Origin of the sequence: Paenibacillus sp. FSL R5-0744, assembly GCF_037972555.1 — a bacterium.
Classification (GTDB): domain Bacteria; phylum Bacillota; class Bacilli; order Paenibacillales; family Paenibacillaceae; genus Paenibacillus_AQ.
Map to the genome: position 1 here is coordinate 6,665,907 of NZ_CP150228.1, position 20,246 is coordinate 6,686,152.

The following is a 20,246-nucleotide window of genomic DNA, read 5'->3' on the forward strand; positions in this document are numbered from 1 at the left end:
CATGGCAATCTTAATTCTCTATATCAAGTCCACTTAGGATATCGTCCAATTAACGTCTGCCCGTTTGGCCCCTTCCATCTTGAGCAGGAATTCCGACTTAAATCCAATAGCCCCTGCAAATAAAAAATTAGGAAAAGTACTTATCATCGAATTATAGCTTGTCACATTTTCGTTATAGATACGTCTACACGATTACTCATGCTGAACATTCGTAGGCTGGAAGAGTTGAACCATCTGATTCATTATAATTAATAGACTTGTCTGGTTATAGTGAGCGTTGTCATCACTTCTGTCATATTACAAAATGGATGTTTTTTACATAATACGAGTCTCATATTACGTAAGCCCAATATAAAAACAGGCGAATCATGGTTGAATACACCACAATTCGCCTGTTTTCTTCTGCCTATGGGATTTAATTGTTATCAATAAAAGAAATTAATTGTACGAGATTACCTGCGACTTGGTAAGTTAACCCCAGCATGTAAGTTCCCTTCTCCTCGTTCGATAGGTCTATAGTGAACACATCAGGATTAGCTGCCCATTCATTCATATCAAACATGATTTCTTTAGATGTTCCAGTGTTTCTGACCCCTGCCGAACTAGGGATCACTTTACTGCCATCAAGCCCTTTCACCGGATTGGTCCATTCAACCACAGGTCCCTTTAATCCTCCCACCTCTACCACTTGAGGGTCAGCCAATAAGCTCGTTAGTTTAGTTAACCCTTGTAATGGGGAGAAGTCAGTGATTTCATTTCCAGTAATATCAAGTGTCTCTAGGTTCTTAGCATACTGTAGACCTTCCAAGGATCTAGCTCTTCCTGTCTCGCTCGTTAACGTTGTAAGGTTATACATATCCCCTAGCGTTAGTTCTCCAGTTACGCCTAACGTAGTCTTGATCGAAGCACTTATATATTTGTCCGCAATGGTAATGACTTGCGTAAGGTCTATTTCGGTCAGACCTTCTATTGCTTGTTGTAACGCTGCCGAGGCTGCATCTATTTCACTTTGTGTGACAGAAGGATTAGTCAAAGCCGCTTCTGCACTCGAAAGGCTTGCCGTAAATGCCGCAATACTCTCAGCCGTGAAGCCTTCTAGAGAAATTGCTTTTGCCGCTGCAATGGCTTGCTCCAGATCTCCAGTGAATAGGTGATCTCCATTCGCAAAATGTAGTTTGGTTCCTCCCCATGTAGCATGGTCAGATCCGTTGCCATTTCCGCCGTCTGTAACGACTAATTTCAGCTCTTTAGCTCCGTTAATATCCAATTCGATGAACTTCTGCGGATCTCTGGAGCCCATAACCCCACTATCGAATTTCTTCTCTCCATCGACAAACACTTCAAAGCTCACCGAACCGACCGTACCATACATTTGTCGATCTACACCCACATAGGAAGTGAAGTAGTCCGCGTTCTTATCGCTTAGATCGTATACAATCGTCGAGTTAGAGTGTGCTCCAATCCCTCTCTCGTAGGACACTACTTGATTGCTCTCATCGGTTAATCTCAGCGTATTGGCACTAATAGATTTATCCTTCAAAGGCGCAGTATAGCTGTTCTGAGTAGAATTCCAGTCGTAATCCGTTAGATACGTAAAGTCTGTCATATCGACCACGGCAATGGTTCTAGTCTTTGTCGTCATATTCCCATCACTATCGGTTACAGTGTACGTGATCGGATACTTTCCAGCTCTGTTAAATTTAACTTGATCTTCACCCGTAACCCTTACTTGTGCCGTCAAGTCACCATCTTCTGAATCTGTTGCCGAATAGTCTGCACCTACTGCTATTGCTTGGCCCACTTTGGTAGATACTGATTTAGCTATGGTAAGCTCCGGGGTACTGTTCAGAATTATAAACTTCGCATCCGCGAAATCACCGTGATCTGATGCATTTCCGTTGCCTGCATTGTCTAATACCAATTTCAATTCACTTACACCCTTCACAGGGATTCGAGCTAGTTTGGCTTCCGTGCCAAATTTCATCAGTCCGCTGTTATACACTTCTACCCCGTCGGCGAAAATTTTGAAGATCACACTAGAGTTGTTTTGCTCCGGGATATTTCTATCAACCCCTACAAACGTTTCAAAATATTCATAGTTTGCGCCCGCTAGATTATATACAATCTCAGAGTTAGCATGCGTTCCTAAACCCTTAGCGAACTCTTTGGTTACGCCATTTACAAGTAGTTTAATCGGATTGTTAGAACTTGCCTTATCCTTACGAACAACATTATAATCCGTTCTTGCCGACTGCCAAGCTGTATCACTCAAGTATTTACTAGCGCTATACACAACGATTGTTCTGGTCTGCACAGCTGTATTCCCATCCCGGTCTGTAACTGACAGTTCGACGTTGTAAGTGCCTGTTTTGCTTGAAGTGAAACCATTCGGACTTACCTCAACGGCTCCAATCAAGTTACCATCTTCCTTATCAACGGCTGTAACACCGGTCAAAACATCAAAGTCACTGTTCAGCTCAATAAACGTTGTCTCTTCAGGCACTGTGATAGTAGGCTTGCTTGAAGTATTCGTAAACTTCGCATCCGCCCATACCGTATGATCTGAAGCATTGCCGTCTGTAGCATCTGTGGTAACCAGCTTCACTTCTCGCGCGCCTGTCACAGGTATTTTCACAAATTCATGCTCTGTCCCTGCCCGGAAAACATCGCTCGTGAATTTCTTCTCTCCATCTACATACACTTCAAAGGTTGCAGAGGATGGCTTTCCTTTCATCGCTTGATCGATCCCGATGTAGCTTTCAAAGAAGTCATAACCTTTACCCTCAATATCATAAACAACTTCAGAGTTCGCATGTACACCGATTCCCTTGGTATAGGTCGCAGCTAACCCTTGTCGAACAAGGGTGATGATTCCACCAGAAACGGCTTTGTCTTTCTTTAATTCACCCCAACCAACAACGACTGACTTGGCAGTAAGATCCGAAAGATAAGCATAGTCACTCGTTACCGTAATCAGTGTAGTTTTGGTTTCTGTAACCCCTTCGTTCTTCACTTCATATACCACTTCGTAGTCGCCTTTTTGCGTTACATCAACGGTATTTGCTTTCAGGGTGACATTAGCAGTAATATCGTTCCCTTGGTAGTTAGTCGCTTTTACATAGTTCATTGGATCAAAAGTTTGATTAAGCTTTAACGTAATTTGATCTTCAACAGACAGCGCTGGCTTGAAGGCTTTAACCTGTACCGGCTTCAGTGGGTTCAGCTTCTTATCATAACCAACGATCTTGTACGTATAATTGATGCTGCTATCTACATTCGTGTCCACGAACTGGTCAGTCCCAGTAAACCCTACTAACTTATCGTCTCTATACACCTCATAACCTAAGAAATCTTTCTTAAGATCCTTATCTATACTGAAGCTTAATGTGTTCGATTTAGCAGTAGTGTTAGGCGTGATATTAACCTTTATCGCAACATTCTTATCTGCTATTCCTGTTCCCTCATAATGAACCACTGAATTGTTTAAATACCAGAGCTTTTTCGGTGCTGGGTATTTAGCTAACTTCTCTTTCGTTTCAGGATTCACAGTGAAGCCATGTCTGGCAAAATAGCTACTTAGGTCTAACCCCAGCACTTCAGAGGAGAACTCCACCAAATACTGCTGCTTGGAATTGTCGCCGTTCGGAAGGGAGACCTTCCGCTCGCGGTACAGCTTGGTCAGTTCTGTCCAGTAACCCGGATGCGCTAATTCTAACTGCCAATAGGCACCGAGCTGTGCAAATAAGCCCTGCTGATTCATAACCACTTTATTTTCTTCGATTACATATTTATAAATATCACTTTCAAAAGGAATACGAGTATCCATCGAGTCCGCATAGACTGACATCAGCATAGACACCATATTATTGGTTACTTCACCATATTCTCGTTCACCCATAGTCAAGCGATGCCCTATTTCATGATTCAATCCCCATCCTGGATAGACTTTGTTAAAATCACCTAACATCGTCCCTACGGTCCCAATTTGTATCCCTGTATGATCTCCCGCTGCATACATCGCACCATAAGGCTGCATCAATCGGATGTTCTCACGAATTAGCTTCGCATCATGAATCACACTACTGCCATCCAAGCCATAGAAGTCAAAGATCGTCTTCATCCAAGTATCATAGCCGGTTACGGTACCCAGCGGATCATTTTCTTGCGTAATAAACTTGTTATAAGCTTCTGTCGCAGTTCCTGTGAAAATAACATGATCGCTGACCATTTCCACCACATCGATGAGCTCGCGATCTTGAACATTCGGATGCGCTGCCTTATCTTCATCTAATTTTTGTTTATAGGTGGTTAAGAAGGCTTTAAATTGTTCAGGATCTGTAGTCTTGGTCATCATAGGGATCTTGGTAAGCCCCTCGAACCGGATCATAGGTGCTTTACCTTGTTCCTCTGCTGTATATGGATTGACGATATACACTGTACCGCCTTTAGTCACTTCATGTGCATAATAACTATTCGTAGCAAATTCAGGAACGGTTATAATATTCTTACCTGGACGCAATTGCACACCTCTAGCCCAAACATTCCAAGCCGCCTCTTGTTGAGAAAAGACTAAAGAAGGTAGTTTATCGCTCGAAGCTGCGTCCACATAAACGTTGATTGTATCTCCAGGCATTGCAACGAGACCTGTAGGCTGGTTGTTCGTCCCGAAACCAATTCTCAGGTTTTCCTGCGCATGCTTTTTCATATCTCCACGTTGTTCCGCCTCAATGATGGTGCCTTCAGTTTGAACTTCACCATTCACTAGCTTCTTAGCTAAATCCAAAGAATCTTTCAGGATTGGATAGAGCGGATGTACTTTTGCCGCTTCTTCTAATTCGTTGATTGCTTCGACGCTATTATAAGCAGGAACAACCGCACTCATCGTGCCATCTGTGAAAATACCATTTACAGCTTCACTTACTTTATCCTCTGTATAAAATCTAAATTCAGCTGCAAAGGGTCTGTTGATATTGGCTTTTGTGAACTTGAATTTCAATCTTTTAAACTTTGTAGGTTCGAATTTAAACTCCAGAAAGTCATTCGTACTAGTCGCGGTTCCGCTAGATACGAGTTGGAAGGTCTCTCCCTTACTTGTTTCTGATGCATAAATTTCAAAAGCCTCTGGGAAGCCTTTGCGGTTATCTCTAGCCAGGAAAGCCACTCTATCTAGTATTTTCGCTTGCGCTAATTCAAACACGACTTCATTCGTGAAGCTGTCATCATTGTTTTTGTTCGTTTCCCAGTGTGTATTCGGCTGGTCATCGAGCATGTATTCCGGTTTCGTACCTGGATAGCTTCCACCGTTCACCGTTACTTTTGATACATTAGAGTTGGGCATTCTATAAGCTTCGCTATAGGCATTTTCGTATGCTGTACCATAGCCTTTTAGCTTCGAAACCTTAGCTGCTGTTGCCTCTATTTGATGATTCTCCAGAAGTACTTTTGCATTCTCTATATCTGCTTGAAACTGCGCGTACAGTGGATGTGTCTGTACTTCTTGTTCTAAAGCCGTTAATTTCTCCACCGTATTAAATGCTGTGCTAACTTGACTCAAGGTATCATCTGTAAATAAATTTTTCATTTTAGCGGATACGGTATCTTCTTTGTAAAAAGAAAACTCAGCTGCACTCGCCCAATCTTGGTTAGCTTTTTTGAAGACAAATTTAAGTCTCTTGAAGGCTGTAGGTGCAAACTGAATCTCTACTACGTCACCTGCTCCGCCTTTATATTCTCCAGAGGATACTAGCGTATAATCGCCTGCATCCGTAGTTGAGCCATAAATATCAAATTCCTGAGCAAACCCCTTCCCCTTTGCACTGGATTGTCTTGCAGCGTATACGATTCTATTTAATTCAGTGGACTCATTGAAAACAAAGACAACCTCATTCGTAAACGTTGAACTGTTCGGTTTGCCCGTTTCCCAATGCGTACTCATATCGCCATCCATAGCCTTAGCTATAGGTGAACCTGAGTAGTTGCCACCGTTATTGGTAATGGATTTAATATTCGCAGGATTCATTCTAAAAACATCATTATAAGCGCCTAGGATAGCCTTGCCGTACAGATCAAACGGAATAACTGACGCATTGCTGAATAGGTCAGCCTTGCTTTGTACTACAGTGTTCACTACACTTACCTTGCTTACATCACTTGCTAAAGCATAACCTGCCTCACTCGAAAAACTAGCTAACATGGCTGCCGATGTAGCGATCGCAATCATTTTTTTCATCTTTTCTACCCCCCAGATGTAATATGAATCTCTTCCGTGCCTAAAAATAGGCACAAAAAAAACTACCCCAAAAGAGTAGCTTGATTGCGTATAAAGTCGCATAAAAACTAAGACTTAATTTTTATTAAACTTTAACAAAAAGCGTAATACACTCTTTGGCAGCTGGCTGACAATAGTTATGATAACCTTAGTCCCTATAGCTTTGCGTCCCTACATTTCCATAGGTTTGCCTATGAAGTTTCGAATACATTACAAAGAGTAACATAACGCTACATCTGATCGCATGATTAATTGGTATGAAATCCGAATAGGTAATTGCAATTACTTTTTCTATCGTGATAGATATTCTTTATCGAGTATCCCGGAAGAGAAAGGACACTTTAGGACTGGAGGTCTACTTAACTCCCCGCACCAAACAAACGCCGGAACCAATTCCACACATCGCCCGTGATGGGAATTAACCCGAAGCCATGCTCGCCAACTGCGATTAGGCCATATGCCCATTGGCCAACAGCTACTGCTCCCCCAGCAATCCGTCCTATGGCTACCGCCCCAAATGCCGTATCACCTATGGCGACAGCTCCCAACGCTTTTTCGGCTATCGCGATCGCGCCTACAGCCACTCCTGCAATGGCAATCGCTCCAGCTGCGAAGCCAAGCCAGCTAATTGCTATCGCTCCAAGGGCTAACCACATTCCTAGTGATATTGCACCCACGGATAGAACCCCTACGCTTATCGCACCTATGGAAATCAAGCCTACAGCTACATCTCCAATAGCAATTAATCCAACAGCTGTCTTCACTTGTGGCTTGCTTCCGTGACCATACCCCTGACCTGAGTAGCGACCCAAATTGCTGCGAATACTTACCACCGGAAATGATGGAGACGGCCATTGATAATCAATTTCTCGTCCACCTAACCCTCTAGAATCCGCCCAGTGTGTGATGTACTTATGCCATTTCATATCCATCCCGTCCCCTTTCTCAATTACCTTAATTATACAACCCCGGGGGTTGGCTGTACTCAGACTCTGACCTGAAATTCATCTCATCCTCTAGACGGAGTTATACTCATTAGTATCACTGTTTGGGAATAGGATCAGGCTTTCCAAATAAATATCCCTGAAACAACTGATAACCACTCTGCTTAAGCCATTCAAAGTCCTCTCTAAACTCCACACCTTCTGCTAAAGGAACGGATTGGATTTCTAAAGCTTTTTCTAAAAATTGTTTAGCTATTTTCTGTTTGTTCAGATCGCTGTACACACCCTGAACATATTTCATATCCAGCTTCATGTAATGGGGTTTAAGCTCCAATAACATCTCGATCGTGCTGAAGCCCTCGCCAACATCATCTAAAGCGTATTCAAATCCCCGATCCTTGTAATATGTCAAAATAGCTTTCAAATGAGCGAGATCATCCACTTTCTCCGTCTCAACAACTTCAAAGACAAAAAGAGAGGGATCGACGCCTAATTGATTGGCCAGTTCAACGGTTGATCTTAAGCAGAACTCTGGCGCGTAGATCGACGTTGGGATAAAATTAATAAACGTTTTTTTATTTAAGGGTGCAGCATATTTTACAGCAGTCATTCTACATAACCGGTCTAAAGCATATAAACGCCCACGATTCCGTGCCGCCGCAAAAATCTCATTAGGATAGATAAGGGACCCATCTTCTTTTTTAAATCTGGATAGGAGCTCGTATGCAAAAATCTCTTCCCGTACGTTCACAATCGGTTGGAAGTGACAAGTAACTAAGCCCTTAGTTATAACCTCATCAATCCACTCCATATCAAGTACAGTGGGTAATTCGGATAGAGGTCTCCATGTTTGGTCATCTATACGGAATTCAAACTGCTCCGACTCCATATGGTCATTACAGAAATCTAGAAAATCCCGCACCCCAGCCTCCTTAATTGTAATCACATTTTCTTCTACCTTATGTATCGTATTACTTCTACTCAAGTGATGAATAACCTCAGGTAAAATCCTAAGATTAAGCTCACCATGAACCTTGATTTGAAAATCCAGCTCTCTTACTGCACAATGATTACAAGCCATATTGGTAACCCCTCTAATTAACGATTCTCTGAAAAAGATCCCGGAACTACTAGTCACAATCAAAATCCGTATACTCCAGTAAATACGCCGGGTCTAACACGGTGATCTGCTGATGTTGAATATCAAAAAACATTCCATAGTTTTGTATGCCAACATACTGATAATAAATCATCATCCTGTTATATTCTATCGTAACGTTGTCACATAGGCTTGATGCCAATACGAATTATAAAGGAGATCCATTCATGAGATATAATTTTGACGGAAAAGGACTTACCGAAACGCCAGAGATCATTTTTGAGAGTAATCCTCTACTAGAACTCAGCATGTACAACAACCACATTAAAGAGATTCCCGATCAGCTCTTCCTTCATGATGAATTAGAAGTACTAAATTATGCGGGTAATGAAATCGAACGGTTACCCGACAACATCAGTCGTTTAGTTCACTTGCAAATGCTGGATTTAGGCCATAATCGACTAAAAGTACTGCCGGAGAGCATTGGCGGACTGCAAGGGTTGGATTCCTTTCTATATCTAAGCAATAATCAGTTCGAACAGCTGCCGGAGCAGCTTTGTAATCTCCAGAAGCTCAAGTATCTGAACGTAACAGATAATCACCTCAAGCAATTGCCTGTCCGTATAGGCGAAATGAGCAGTCTAATTGAATTGCGGCTATATTACAATCAGCTAGAAGGTCTACCTGATTCGATCACACAAATAAAAGGGTTAAGAGAGCTCCATCTGTATGGCAATCAACTGACCGTTTTACCCGAGCATTTGGGTGCTATAGAAGAGCTTCGGATTCTTGATTTAAGTGATAATCGAATTGCTGCGCTGCCTTTATCCATTGGTAAACTAAGCAAGCTAAGAAGACTGAACCTTAGAAAAAATAAACTGAATCAGCTGCCTGAGGAAATAGGTCAACTAAGCAGCCTCATAGAGCTTGACCTAAGAGATAATCATCTGCAGGAGATTCCAGATTCCCTGCTACAGCTGGATCGATTAGAGAAGCTGGATCTCAGATGGAATCACAGCTTGAGGGGAACAGACATTGTAGAGCAATTAGAGCAAAGAGGATGTATCGTTTATAAATAGTCACACTGATAAAAAAAAGGGAACAGACTTGGACCTTTCGCCCAATCTGTTCCCTTTTGTTCAAGCTTAAACTGTATCTCTTAATCGTTCCACAACACTTTGCTTACTTATACTCCGAAAGGCAACATACGGAATAATAACAGACAGGACAAGTAGCGCAGGATATGCCATCAGTAAAGGGATAATGGTGAACTTATAACTGAAGAACCACAAGTTCCCGACCATACCTCCAATAACTCCATAGGAAAAGAGTATACCGAGAACAAGCGAAACAATGATCGTCGCAGCTGCATAATATAGTCCTTCAAAAACTACCATCTTACGTAATTGTTTATCCGTCATACCTATACTTTGCATAATCGCAAACTCTTGTCGACGGGATAGTAGGCTAGTCAGCATGGAATTAATGAAATTCAAAATACCTATCAAACCAATGATCAGGCATAACATTCCACCGACATTGATAAGCATGCTTTGTAGTCCTTTAAAGCTATCTAGTAAGGTCAGCTTAGAGTCATAATTCATAAGAGGCTCAGTATCTTTCGTATAACTCTTCAGAAAGGTATCCATAGCTTGCTCATAGTTTTTCTCAACGTTAAATGCATAAGTCATAACTATAGGCCGTTCAACAATCTTAGTAAATTCATCTGCAGGCAGGTACATCGTAAAGCTGCTTCCCCTGCGATTGGTATTCGTATAATAGTCTGTTTTTGCTTTCGCTAGAACTTCATATTCATACATTTGACCATCTACAGTGATCTGTACCTTCTCCCCAATTTTGTAGCGGTCGACATCCCATTGAACATTATCATGATCATCAGCAGGTAATCCTTCAATGATATATTTTCCCGTCGCAAGCTTGTCTAAATCCAGTTCTCCTTCCACAATGTCAAGCCTTGAGAAAGGCAAATCCTCTAACCCATATAAATCAAGCTGTTGATCATCGCCTTCAGGAAGAAGAAGACTATGACCGGTATAAGCGATTCGATTATCGCCAGTATAGTGAATCTTACTATCACTCAAATTGTAATATAATTTACCGCCCTCTTCGAATCCTGGCTGAGACTTTACGGCATGAATAAAGCTTTCAGATAACTCATCTTCTTCAGAACGAAACATATTCAGATTAAAATAATTGGCATGACCGATCAGGAAGTCCGTATCTGCGAATTTCGAAAGATACTTATCCATATCCATTCCCTTGGAGAGCGTAAATACAGTATTAAGCACTACTAGACTAAGCGAGAGTGACAATACTACTAACAGCGTACGCTTTTTGTTGCGGCTGAGATTAGAGCGTGCCATTTTATGCAGTTTACCACCATCGGTACCCTTCTTACTGGTTTTATGGATATGATCGGTAACCTCACTGTAACGTACCGCCTCCACAGGGGAAACACTACCTGCTATCTTGCCAGGCTTACGAGTACTAATAAATATAGTGATTAGCGCAAATAATGCCGCTCCAATAAATATAATTGGATTCAGAGACACTTCGGCTACTGTGGCCCCAATTTCACTGACTCCTACAATCATTGGTAAACAAGCTTTACCTATGACGAATCCAATTACTAATCCAAAGGGAATACCGATTACAGAAAGCAGTAGTGCTTGCTTAGTAAGCATGCTTTTAATCTGTTTAGACGTTGTTCCAATCGTTTTCAGCAATCCATAAAATTTAATATCCTTAATGACGGAGATTTGAAAGATATTAAAAATGATCAAATATCCTGTGATAATAATCAGTATCGCTGCTGCAGCGGCAGATATGAGGGTTGATGGATCGAAATTAAAACTTGATGATAGATATGCCCAGTTCGGATTACCCTCAATATCGGTGGAGCTCGCGGGACCTACACTATCGTCTGAACGATAGGTATAGCCGCTTTCTGTAACTACTTGTTCAAGCTTCTGCTGGATATTTCGGCTATTGCTGAACAGAATATCTGCACTGATTGTACCTGTCATATCATAATCCGTTTTATAGGTGAGCGGTATATCAGCCAAAACCGTATCTACAAATGCTTTGGACACTACCGCAGTTCCCACATTTTGGGAAGCTGTGTCACTTTCCCAAAAACCGCTTAACACGAAATCCTTATGGTAAATCTTTTCTTTAATCGTATAGGACAGCGTTACTTTCTCACCTACCAGATGAGGAATTCCGAGCAGATCCAAGGTCATGCTGTCTGTAATAATCTCATCTTCTTGCTGTGGTATACGCCCTGTCGTTGGTGCAGTGAATCGTAGCTTAGTATCCGCTTCATCCTCATACCGCATCTCCACGGGACGCTTCAAGAACTCTGGATTATCAGCATACGTAATGAATTTGTTATAACCAATTTCTTTAATCAGCGGATGATCTTTGATCGCGTTGAACTGCTCTTCTGTAATGTACTTAAGTGCCCCATGAGCACTACCCCCACTTTGTCGCATCGTTTGGTTCTGAAAGCTCTCTCCCATCCCTATACCGATCGTAAACAGCGTGGTAAATAAAACAGTAGTTAATGAAATCGCAATAATCGCCATCAGATTTCTAGTCTTGTTAGCTTTAAAGCTGGCAAAGGCAAGCCGAGATACAATCTTCCGATTGGAAACCTTCATCATGTTACTCACCACCTACAATTTTGCCGTCCTCGATGCGAATCACACGGTCCGCCAATTGAGCGATCTCTTCGTTATGAGTAATCATGACGATCGTTTGATTGAATTGCTTACTTGTTACCTTAAGTAATCCCAGCACATCCATACTTGTCTTGCTGTCCAAATTACCTGTAGGTTCATCAGCCAGAATGATTGCTGGTTTAGTGGCAAGGGCTCTCGCAATGGCTACCCGTTGCTGCTGTCCACCGGAAAGGTTATTAGGCAGGCTATACAGCTTGCTCTCTAGTCCTAGCGTTGTCACAATTTGTCCAACAAAATCTTGATCTACCTTATTCCCATCTAGTTCAATGGGCAAAACGATATTCTCAAATACATTCAATATCGGTACTAAGTTATAGTTTTGAAAAATAAATCCGATCTTGCGGCGACGAAAAATCGTCAATTCATCATCTTTTAGATCAAAGATGTTCTTCCCTTCGACTAATACCTCACCGCTAGTAGGACGATCCAGACCTCCTAGCATATGTAGCAATGTAGATTTACCACTGCCCGAGGTTCCTACAATGGCAACGAACTCTCCATTCTCTATAGCTAAATTAATACCATCTAAAGCGCGTACTTTATTCAGTTCATTTCCATAATGTTTCATCAGATCACAGGTCTCTAATATTTTCATTCGAAATCATCCTCCATAAGAAAAAATCTATACCGTAAATGCCTTTAGCATCCTACGATATAGACTATAACAGCCACTTCTTTCATGCTTCTTTCGTAAATCTATCAGTATTGAAAGATTTGGAGGGAGAAGGCTCTCTCGGTAGGAAGATTGAAAAGGTGGAACCTTTTTGAACAGCAGAGCTCACTTTGATATAGCCCTTTTGCATCGTTATAATCTCTCTTGTCAAGTAAAGTCCTATACCTACACCTTCTACCTGACTCACCTGAGGCGAGCGATAGAAGCGTTTAAAAATCAGATTAATCTCATGTTCCTCCATACCGATACCCGTATCTGTAATATCCATACGTATGAATAACTCATATGCTGTGGTAGAGATCGTAATCATACCCTGTTCAGGTGTGTATTTGATGCTATTATCTACAATATTAAAGAGGGCCTCCTCGGTCCACTTGGGATCAAATATGGCAGTTAACTCCTCTTCACATTCTATATTGAGACTTATATGCTTGAGTTGTGCTTGCTCTTCTACCTGGGCAACTGTACATTGGATTAAATCCTTGATTCGATTGGGCTGCGGATTGACATAGATAATTCCTGCCTCCATTCGTGACGTCTTAATCAACGCTTGGATCAGGAAATTCAATTTCTCCGATTGCTGTGCGATCTGGCTACTCAGATCTGCTGTAGGACTGCCTGTTTGCTCTTGCTCTTGTAATAGCTGGACATACAGTAGAATATTAGCAATGGGTGTCTTCGTCTGATGCGATATATCCGAGATTAGCATCTTAATGCGATCTTTCTCCCTACTAATATCCCGCTCACCTGTGGTGGACGCAATTAGAAATCGATTCAGCTTCGTCTCCATTTGAGACAGCATTGTTTCATCATAGCTGGATTCCGCAAACGTATTATTAATGGCCTTATCCAACATCGAATTTATTTGATTAAACATAGCTTTGTTATTGCGATTATAAATGAACGCGGTCAAGCTACTAGCAATAGCAGCAACGACTACCGCCACGATCACATACATATAAACATTTGGCATGTTATTTCACCGCCCACGTATATCCAATTCCATACACCGTTTGAATATACCGAGGCGCTGCTGGTACTTCCTCCAACTTATTGCGCAGGCGGCTAATCGTAACGGACAATGCGTTCTCATCCACGTATTCTGTACCATCCGTCCAGATCTTATCAATTAATGTAGCACGTGAAACTGTAATCCCCTTATTTAAGACAAGCAGACGCAACAGCTTCTGCTCCGTCTTACTTAGAACGACTTGCTGTCCTTTATTCGTGAATTCCATCTCATCAAAGTTAAAGCTGAAATCATCAATCCGCAGGACGGATGTGACGCCCTTGTCCGAAGCCGCTCTGCGCAAAAGTGCCGCTACTCGCGCCCGTAGAATCATGAGGCTAAAAGGCTTGGTCATATAATCATCCGCACCTAGCTCAAACCCCGTCACTACGTCAATCTCCATATCATTAGCAGTTAACATTAAGATGGGAACAGCGGAAGTCTTGCGAATTTCTCCGCACCATTCAGCACCATTACCATCAGGAAGATTAATATCCAAAATAATCAAATCAATTTCATGGCTGACAAGAAATTGATCGGCTTGTTTAATTGTGAGGGCTTGTAGAAAGCTAAAAGACTCCTGCCTTAAAGAGAGGACAATACCGTTATTCAATGCGATGTCGTCTTCTACGATTAAGATATTGGGCATGGTTCATACCCCCTTTCATAACTTCAATATTACACAGCATAACTATTATTGTATTAAAAAAAAGCCCCCTGTTAAAGAAGCTTTTCATTCAAATCTATGCTATGCGTGACGCGGTTTCTCCCCTGTTCTTTAGAGGCATAGAGCGCTTGATCAGCTTTTTGCAGAAGGGTGGTTTCTGAATCAGCTGGAATAAATGTAGCTATACCAATACTCACCGTAATCCGGCCCATTTCCCAAGTTGAATACGCGATAGATTGCCGTAAATTCTCAGCTATGGTCTTTGACTCCGAGATGTCTGTATTAGGTAAAAGAAGTATGAATTCCTCACCGCCATATCTAACCGCCATATCCTCTTTACGAGATTGCAGTTTCAAGATACTCGCCATTTTCTCCAGTACATAGTCACCTGTCTGATGCCCATAGGTGTCGTTCACTTTTTTAAAATGATCAATATCTATAATACACAGCGAAAATGCTGCTTGAGCTTGGCCATACCCTGCAATCTGCTCTTCCAGCTTCTCTTGAAGAAACCTTCTATTCTTCAGCCCAGTCAGCTTATCTGTATTAGATAATTCTACTAAAACGGCATTCATCTCCAGCAATTCAGCTTGCTTTTGCTCGATTTCCAGGTGAATTTGTTTGAGCTTTGCCAGCGCCTGATCTTTTTCCCAATAAGCCTCTTCTATTTGCTTCTTCGCAGATCGTAACTCTAGCTCATAATCAATACGTTTGCCCATCTGTACCAGAATACAATCAATGACCTCTACACCTTCACACTCAAGGCGTCTGCCATTTAACAAGTAAGGGACGGCTTGTCCCTTGCTGTCCTTCAAATTGATAAATAACTCTTCCACCTGTCCATTCAGATTGATAAAAGGATAGAAGTATGAATGAAAAATAAGCTTGTTTGCCGTAGACATGATAGATTCAAAATGCTTATGCACCAAATCAACCTGCTTATACCCCATACGGTCCAAGAACGTCTGATTTACATCCTTGATTATTCCTTCATGGGTAATAGAAACATAGCCACAAGGCGCATATCTTAATCGGTCATCCATGATCTAAATATCCTTTCAACACAGCATAATCTCATCTAGCTTACGTAAGATAATCATTAATTAAAGTGATGGTCTCCTCAGGATGGCTTATATGCGGGTAATGCCCTTTAGCCTCCATTAACCGGAAGGTGCTATTATTCAAGTGTTTATGTAGATATTCTCCAGCCGCTATAGGTACGATACTGTCATCCGAGCATTGTAGAATAAGTGTAGGGATTGTAGCCTTAGGTAGATCTTCCCTATGATCTGAAAAGAACGTAACTTCTGCAAATTCCCTTGCAATAACAGGATCTGCCGAGATAAAGCTGCGCTCCAGCTCTTTCGTTAACATCGGGTCAGGGTTGTTCATAGCAAGAGGTGCCATAAAGCTAGCCCAGCCAGCAAAATTCATCTCCATCATCTCCAGAAGCTCAGTAATATCGCTCTTCTCGAAGCCTCCGAAATAAGTATCCCCCTCATTTAAATAACATGAAGAAGGACCAATCATAATCATTTTATCAAAATAGTCCGGCCGCTCAATCGAAGCAAGCATCCCGATCATAGAGCTAATCGAATGACCTATAAAAATAATATCTTTGAGTTCCAACGTTTCGATGACATCCAATACATCCTGTACATAGCCGTGGAGCGTATGATATTTATCTGTTGTATATGCACTTAAATCTGAGTTACCTGAACCTACATAATCAAATAGAACGATTCGATATTTTTTCTCAAAAGAAGGCGTGATAAACTGCCACATGCTCTGGTCACACCCAAATCCATGTGCAAAAAGGATGGTTCTTTCTCCGTCTCCAATCACTTTCACATGATTCCGCGCCCTAACATCGTTCATTTCATATAACTCCCTCTATAGTTAGCATTCTCTCTATTTTGAAGGGTTAACCTGGAAATATCAAGAGCATAAAAAACTCCGCTAGAGTAATCTCTAGCGGAGTTTTTATGATATCTAATTTTAGAATGCTGAAGTCCATCCCGCATCGGCAGCGAGGACTGCTCCGTTTACAAAACTGGAATCATCTGAAGCCAAGAATAACGCAACTTGTGCGATTTCTTCAGGTGAACCTACACGAGGAATTACAGCCTGTGTTAGTTGAGTGCGGCTCATGCCGAACTCATTAATATTTTTCATAGAAGCACTAATGTTAGTGGCAGTAGCTCCTGGTGCGATGGCATTACAACGAATGCCTTTGTTGGCATACATAAAAGCTGTATTTTTCGTCAAGCCTACTACTGCATGTTTGGAGGCAGTATAAGTTGCTCCAGCATGAGCACCACTTACGCCACCGGTAGAAGCGGTATTCACAATAACGCCCTTTCCTTTTTCGAGGAAAATAGGTAGCGCTTTACGTGTGGACCGCATTACACTTTTGGTATTGATGTCAAAGATAAGATCCCATCTCTCATCATTAATATCACCAACTGGCTCAAAGCCGTCCATAATACCCGCATTATTCACTAGTATATCTAGGGTTCCATATTCATTTACTGCGGTATCAATCATGTTATTGATATCTTCGACTAGAGCAACATTTACTTTCAACGCCTTAGCTACTCCACCATTACTAACGATTCCTGCTGCGACTTGTTCCGCACCTTCGAGGTTAAGATCGGCTACTATTACTTTAGCACCTTCTTTAGCGTACAACTCTGCGATAGATTTCCCCATACCCGAGGCTGCTCCGGTAACAACTGCAACTCTGTCTTGAAGTTTCATGTTGGAAGTCTCCTTTACGTTTATCTATAATGTAAGTATCAATACAAGCAAAAACGCCTTCGGCGTCCTTAATGGGACGGTAAGCGTATATGCGAGAAATATAAGGATAAAGTATAGCGTGAAACTTATACTTCCTTATATTTTATAAAATCTCTAAATCACTTAAAATTTATTCTACTCAAGTTTAATCTTCTGCAATTTAACTATCAATATACAAATGAGACATCAAATGTTCATAAATAAATATAACTTGGAATTGTGTTGAAATAGGAATAGAAAATAGACAGTTAGGTGGTCTTCTGTTGCTTAAAAATCGAAGAACGAGTAAATCGAAGAAAGAACTAAAAAATGCATTGATATTACTCATGGAAAAAAAGAATTTCCGCACCATTACGATAACCGATATTGTTACCCTAGCCGATTTAAACCGTGGAACCTTCTATAAGCATTATCAAACCAAAGAAGAACTTCTGAATGAGCTGATTGATGATGTGCTGGAGGATTTAATTAAGGCTTATAAAGATCCCTATCTCCATACCGATAAATTCATGGTGAGTGAGCTTACTACCTCTAGCATCAAAATTTTCGAGCATGTCGTTTCCTACTCTAATTTTTATACCATCATTGTAAATTCCAATGTTCTGCCTGGGTTTCAAAATAAGATTTGTGACATCTTAAAGGAGCTAACCAAGCAGGACTTAGTCGAGGTTAATAATACTAATAACAATATAAATATCGAATTATTTTCTAGCTATACGGCCTATGCTCTATTTGGATTAATCATGGAATGGGTAAAGGGAGGGTTCAAATATACTGCGAACCATATGGCAGAGCAGCTGATTCAAATTCTGTCTTTTAATTCACACAATGTGATCATAAAGACTTCAAATCAACCCATTAAGCAGAATTTAATCTCTATTAATAGCGACTAATTATCTGTACCACCAAAAAGCCACTCCAATGTGCTGGAGTGGCTTTTAATATGCAATTTATAGATTATGGTCTTCCTTTTCCACCGCCACCGCCACCGCCGCCACCTGGACCTTGATTGGTGTTCGCGGTGGTTACTCCGGATTCATTCAGCCAAGTTACACTACTTGTGATTTCAAACGCTACTACTTTCGTTCCTCCAGTATATTCGCCATCCGTATACAATCCATTTGCTTCACTGCCAGTCGAGGTACCTCCCGAGTAGAGGGTGTATGATCCACCGTCTTTCAAATCAGGGGAGCTCATCACCAACGACTGATAATCCTTCGATGGATCAAAGGTTAGAATCGTGTTTCCTTCGCTATCCTCCAGATGGACCAATGTTCCGGCCTTCTGGATCTGAGGAAACGTCATGCTGACTGCATGTTGGCTGGAGGTGTCAGACGTTGCCTGAGCCATACCCGAGCTTCCCGCGGCTATTAGAGTACCGCCACTCTGTTCAAAGCTGCCATCGTAATCGAGAGCACCGTTTCCACCATTAGTAGGTCCATTAACAATTACTGTACCACCTGACATCACGATAGAGCCGTTCGAATCCAATCCGTCACCTGTGGCATCGACTGCTAATGTTCCCCCGCTAATCGTGAGCACATTAGCCGCAGCATCGCTGAATTGATCCTGCTCCTGAGGGCCACCTCCTACAGTCGCTTCATCATTACCTCCTGCAACATTCACTCCATCATCAGAAGCAACCACATGAGCTTCACCACCGGAAATCTCGATGTTTGCTCCTTCAATCCCTTCGTAGCTCTTCGTAATATCAATTTTGCCACCGGATATAGCCACCAAGGCATCCGCATGGATTCCATCGTCGCCAGTTTTGATGTTGAATTCTCCATCAGCTATCGCAACGTTACTGTTGCTGTGCACTGCATCATCAGCAGAATCAATGTTAAATGTTCCGTTGTTTACGCTAATATCTCCTCCAGCCTTCAAGCCTTTAGTACTTGGTATTTCCGATTCTGTTGTTGTTGTAGTTGTTGGTGCTTCCGTTGTTGTTATCTCTGGCTTTGCTTCTGGTTTTGTTGCTGGTGTCGATGTTTCTGATGTTCCCGGTGCTTGGCCACCTGTTCCTTGACCTCGGTCACCTCTCATGCCCATGCCTGCCCCTTGATCACCTGTCTTCACTTCGCCATTCTCGCTGCCTCCGCCTGTAACCACGGTATACGTTCCGCCATCGATTACAAGTGCAGTTTCCGCCTGAATTCCGTCATTGCCAGCCTTAATATCAAATGTTCCTGCTGCTATAGCAAGGAAGCCTTTGTCCGTTTCGGTATCGTTCGTTGATTTCATTCCGTCACCTTCAGCTGTAATGCTGATACTTCCATCCTGCACAGCGACTAGATCTTTACCGACAATCCCGTCATCGGCAGCCTGAATTTCAAGTGTGCCATTCATTATTTTGAGATCGTCCTTGCTTGTAATCCCATCATTATAATTAGCAGAAACGGACAGCTTCCCTGTGCCATTGATTGTTAAGTCTGCTTTACTAAAGATAGCTGCACTAGGCTCATCTGTAGTGTCATCAGCATAGACATAAGTTGCTCCATCCGATACGGAGTTCTCTGTTCCGTCCTCCAAGGTAATGATCACTTTACCTGCTTCTTTAATATCAATTGCAGCACTATCGCTGTTCGTGATGTTCACACCGTTCAGTACCAAATGCACAATACCTTCATCCTGATTATTAACTACAATCTGTCCATCACTCAGCTTACCAGACAGCACATAAGTTCCCGCTGCAGTAATTGTCACTGATCCATCCTTAGACTCAGCCCCGGTGCCGTCAACAAGCGCACTTGTTCCAGCCAAAGCAATTTCCGTCGATTGGTCCGCCGTCCAACTTGTATTAGAATCGTCTTCATCGAACGTTACCAAGTCCGATAGCTTAGCACTTGCAAGTTGCACTCCACTATCAGCTCCACTCTGGCTCGACGTTAATTCACTCGACGTGGTTTCAGACTGTACGGTCTTATTATTATTGCTGCAAGCCGACATGAGTCCCGCACACAGTAACAAGACCCCTATTTTACTGACTGTTATATAATTCTTCATATCTCATCCATCCTTTC

General features: G+C 41.9%; 13 protein-coding genes and 1 riboswitch. Of the genes, 2 read left to right on the top strand and 11 right to left on the bottom strand.

Annotation, left to right across the window (positions count from 1 at the left end; genetic code table 11):
* Nucleotides 1-415: 415 nt before the first annotated feature.
* The 3 genes from MKY19_RS29525 to MKY19_RS29535 all read right to left on the bottom strand — a co-directional run bounded on the left by MKY19_RS29525 (nucleotide 416) and on the right by MKY19_RS29535 (nucleotide 8,293).
* Entirely contained in the window at nucleotides 416-6,229 is a 5,814-nt protein-coding gene (locus MKY19_RS29525; RefSeq protein ID WP_339799411.1) for an NPCBM/NEW2 domain-containing protein, read from the bottom strand.
* Between the two features lie 154 nt (nucleotides 6,230-6,383).
* Nucleotides 6,384-6,470: riboswitch (cyclic di-GMP riboswitch) on the bottom strand.
* Nucleotides 6,471-6,627: 157 nt separating this feature from the next.
* A complete protein-coding gene (locus tag MKY19_RS29530) occupies nucleotides 6,628-7,194 on the bottom strand; it encodes a hypothetical protein (protein WP_339799413.1) in 567 nt (188 codons plus the stop codon).
* Between the two features lie 115 nt (nucleotides 7,195-7,309).
* Nucleotides 7,310-8,293 (bottom strand): EAL domain-containing protein, encoded by a 984-nt coding sequence (locus MKY19_RS29535; RefSeq protein ID WP_339799415.1) that lies wholly within the window; start codon nucleotides 8,291-8,293, stop codon nucleotides 7,310-7,312.
* Nucleotides 8,294-8,538: 245 nt separating this feature from the next.
* Between MKY19_RS29535 and MKY19_RS29540 the strand changes: the two genes are divergently transcribed.
* Nucleotides 8,539-9,390: a leucine-rich repeat domain-containing protein gene (locus MKY19_RS29540; protein ID WP_339799417.1), complete on the top strand. Its 852-nt coding sequence runs from the start codon at nucleotides 8,539-8,541 to the stop codon at nucleotides 9,388-9,390.
* 66 nt (nucleotides 9,391-9,456) lie between these two features.
* Here the strand turns inward: MKY19_RS29540 and MKY19_RS29545 are convergent, their stop codons facing one another.
* From MKY19_RS29545 to MKY19_RS29575, 7 genes are all read right to left on the bottom strand, one after another.
* Nucleotides 9,457-11,997, bottom strand: a complete 2,541-nt coding sequence (locus MKY19_RS29545) for an FtsX-like permease family protein (protein ID WP_339799418.1) — start codon at nucleotides 11,995-11,997, stop codon at nucleotides 9,457-9,459.
* Between the two features lies 1 nt (nucleotide 11,998).
* Nucleotides 11,999-12,670, bottom strand: a complete 672-nt coding sequence (locus MKY19_RS29550) for an ABC transporter ATP-binding protein (RefSeq protein WP_339267882.1) — start codon at nucleotides 12,668-12,670, stop codon at nucleotides 11,999-12,001.
* 82 nt (nucleotides 12,671-12,752) lie between these two features.
* Nucleotides 12,753-13,721, bottom strand: a complete 969-nt coding sequence (locus MKY19_RS29555) for a HAMP domain-containing sensor histidine kinase (protein WP_339799421.1) — start codon at nucleotides 13,719-13,721, stop codon at nucleotides 12,753-12,755.
* Between the two features lies 1 nt (nucleotide 13,722).
* Nucleotides 13,723-14,406, bottom strand: coding sequence for a response regulator transcription factor (locus MKY19_RS29560; RefSeq protein ID WP_339799423.1), 684 nt, complete (start codon nucleotides 14,404-14,406; stop codon nucleotides 13,723-13,725).
* Between the two features lie 71 nt (nucleotides 14,407-14,477).
* Nucleotides 14,478-15,467, bottom strand: a complete 990-nt coding sequence (locus MKY19_RS29565) for a sensor domain-containing diguanylate cyclase (RefSeq protein ID WP_339799425.1) — start codon at nucleotides 15,465-15,467, stop codon at nucleotides 14,478-14,480.
* Between the two features lie 40 nt (nucleotides 15,468-15,507).
* A complete protein-coding gene (locus MKY19_RS29570) occupies nucleotides 15,508-16,302 on the bottom strand; it encodes an alpha/beta hydrolase (protein ID WP_339799427.1) in 795 nt (264 codons plus the stop codon).
* A gap of 120 nt (nucleotides 16,303-16,422) precedes the next feature.
* Nucleotides 16,423-17,184: an SDR family oxidoreductase gene (locus tag MKY19_RS29575; RefSeq protein WP_042131593.1), complete on the bottom strand. Its 762-nt coding sequence runs from the start codon at nucleotides 17,182-17,184 to the stop codon at nucleotides 16,423-16,425.
* 365 nt (nucleotides 17,185-17,549) lie between these two features.
* On the opposite strand from MKY19_RS29575, the gene MKY19_RS29580 reads away from it, so the two are divergent.
* On the top strand, nucleotides 17,550-18,116 hold the full coding sequence (locus MKY19_RS29580) for a TetR/AcrR family transcriptional regulator (protein ID WP_081951317.1): 567 nt from the start codon (nucleotides 17,550-17,552) through the stop codon (nucleotides 18,114-18,116).
* A 64-nt stretch (nucleotides 18,117-18,180) separates the two neighbouring features.
* On the opposite strand, the gene MKY19_RS29585 is transcribed toward MKY19_RS29580, so the two are convergent.
* On the bottom strand, nucleotides 18,181-20,229 hold the full coding sequence (locus tag MKY19_RS29585; protein WP_339799429.1) for a carbohydrate-binding domain-containing protein: 2,049 nt from the start codon (nucleotides 20,227-20,229) through the stop codon (nucleotides 18,181-18,183).
* Between the last annotated feature and the right edge of the window lie 17 nt (nucleotides 20,230-20,246).

Excerpts from the sequence above, each read along its gene's own strand:
- MKY19_RS29555 (WP_339799421.1), bottom strand. The coding sequence starts at position 13,721 with ATGCCAAATGTTTATATGTATGTGATCGTGGCGGTAGTCGTTGCTGCT.
- MKY19_RS29570 (WP_339799427.1), bottom strand. The coding sequence starts at position 16,302 with ATGAACGATGTTAGGGCGCGGAATCATGTGAAAGTGATTGGAGACGGA.
- MKY19_RS29580 (WP_081951317.1), top strand. The coding sequence starts at position 17,550 with ATGGAAAAAAAGAATTTCCGCACCATTACGATAACCGATATTGTTACC.
- MKY19_RS29575 (WP_042131593.1), bottom strand. The coding sequence starts at position 17,184 with ATGAAACTTCAAGACAGAGTTGCAGTTGTTACCGGAGCAGCCTCGGGT.
- MKY19_RS29565 (WP_339799425.1), bottom strand. The coding sequence starts at position 15,467 with ATGGATGACCGATTAAGATATGCGCCTTGTGGCTATGTTTCTATTACC.
- MKY19_RS29525 (WP_339799411.1), bottom strand. The coding sequence starts at position 6,229 with ATGAAAAAAATGATTGCGATCGCTACATCGGCAGCCATGTTAGCTAGT.
- MKY19_RS29535 (WP_339799415.1), bottom strand. The coding sequence starts at position 8,293 with ATGGCTTGTAATCATTGTGCAGTAAGAGAGCTGGATTTTCAAATCAAG.
- MKY19_RS29585 (WP_339799429.1), bottom strand. The coding sequence starts at position 20,229 with ATGAAGAATTATATAACAGTCAGTAAAATAGGGGTCTTGTTACTGTGT.
- MKY19_RS29530 (WP_339799413.1), bottom strand. The coding sequence starts at position 7,194 with ATGAAATGGCATAAGTACATCACACACTGGGCGGATTCTAGAGGGTTA.
- MKY19_RS29545 (WP_339799418.1), bottom strand. The coding sequence starts at position 11,997 with ATGATGAAGGTTTCCAATCGGAAGATTGTATCTCGGCTTGCCTTTGCC.
- MKY19_RS29560 (WP_339799423.1), bottom strand. The coding sequence starts at position 14,406 with ATGCCCAATATCTTAATCGTAGAAGACGACATCGCATTGAATAACGGT.
- MKY19_RS29550 (WP_339267882.1), bottom strand. The coding sequence starts at position 12,670 with ATGAAAATATTAGAGACCTGTGATCTGATGAAACATTATGGAAATGAA.
- MKY19_RS29540 (WP_339799417.1), top strand. The coding sequence starts at position 8,539 with ATGAGATATAATTTTGACGGAAAAGGACTTACCGAAACGCCAGAGATC.